The sequence below is a fragment of the Acidithiobacillus sp. TH-A36 genome (assembly GCF_057473445.1).
This window is the reverse complement of the sequence record NZ_JBYCKP010000526.1, coordinates 1-1276: the sequence shown is the minus strand read 5'-3', so window position 1 is coordinate 1276 and position 1276 is coordinate 1. Positions and strand designations below refer to the sequence as shown.

The window sequence follows — 1276 nt, the reverse complement described above, 5'->3', positions numbered from 1 at the left end:
AGTGCTGACTGCCGGCGCTCAGACTGCCCAGTAGTTTGTTTTCCAGGGCCTTTCCTTGCTGGGCAGCGGACTGGCAAGCCGAGCTGCTGGGGTTCTGCAGGCAACTGATTTCCTTGCCAAGAATGGCCGTACTCTTTTTTTCCAGAACGGCCTGGGTACTTCGGGTATGGGCAGGCGTGGTCAGCCAGGATACCCCGTAGCCCAATGCCGACGACAAAATGGTCGCGACCAGAAATACCAGCAGCATGCGGGTAAATCCCGATTCCAGTCCCTGATCATCCAGAAAGCGTTTACTGTACCAGGAAAATACCGGATAACTGACCAGTCCCGCGACAATCCCCCACATGCTCAGGTCTCTTTGGGCATATCCAGAGGAAGGGTATAAGGCAGTTTCTGCATATGTACTTCTGCGCCGTCCAAGGCTCCGACTCTGAGCATTTCTCCTGCGTTGGCCGCACGCAGGACCGCCAGTGCCGCATACTGACCGGAACCGGATTCTGCGGCATTGATGACCAGCCCGATGCTTTGTTCACCCATACTTTCCGCAAATATTTCGTCACCCGCCTGCAAGGGCTGATGGGCACTGACTCCATACATCTGGTTTTTAAGTTTGCCCAGATAATGAGAACGCGCAACAATTTCCTGACCCGGATAGCAACCCTTCTTGAAATTGATGCCGCCCAGCACTTCCAGATTCAGTTCTTGAGGGATTACTTTTTCGGTGGTGTCCAGGCTGATGTAAGCCACTCCCGCCTGGATGGCGGCTAAACGCCATTGAGCAACAGGCGCTTCCAGTCCACCCGATTGGGTCAGGAGATGCGTCAGATCAGCCAGTTTTTCGCGTGGGGCGATCAGCTGAAATATTTCCAGATTTGCCCAGGGCAGGCGGGTCAGGAGCCAATCATCCCGGGTGACACCCTCATTTTCAAGTTCAGGCGTTGCACATTCCAAAACCTTGGTCAGAAGGTCTCCAGCGCCGGCCCCATAAATAGCCATTATTGCGTAATCGGGTTCGGCATTTTCAATGTCCAGCTTGGCCATCATCCGAAATTTGCGCAGGCGTTCTGCAACCACATCTACCAGGCTGCTGGAGAGGCTTAACCAAATATGGTCCCCGGCGCGTTGCACGTAAAAATTGGCAATCATCCGCCCTTTGGCCGTACTGTAACTGCTCCACTGTCCCTGGCCGGCACTGGTCAGGCTGCGCAGATCATTGGAGAATTGGCCCTGCAGAAATTTTTCGGCCTCCGCGCCATAGGCATGAATAAGCCCCAGT

2 protein-coding genes are annotated in these 1276 nt (G+C 54.4%); both read right to left on the bottom strand.

The window, feature by feature from the left end:
* The coding region (locus AC2VLY_RS13405) for a hypothetical protein (protein WP_486893073.1) at positions 1-346 on the bottom strand (346 nt) is incomplete at its 3' end.
* A 2-nt stretch (positions 347-348) separates the two neighbouring features.
* A complete protein-coding gene (gene ygfZ / locus AC2VLY_RS13400; protein ID WP_486922438.1) occupies positions 349-1275 on the bottom strand; it encodes a CAF17-like 4Fe-4S cluster assembly/insertion protein YgfZ in 927 nt (308 codons plus the stop codon).
* Between the last annotated feature and the right edge of the window lies 1 nt (position 1276).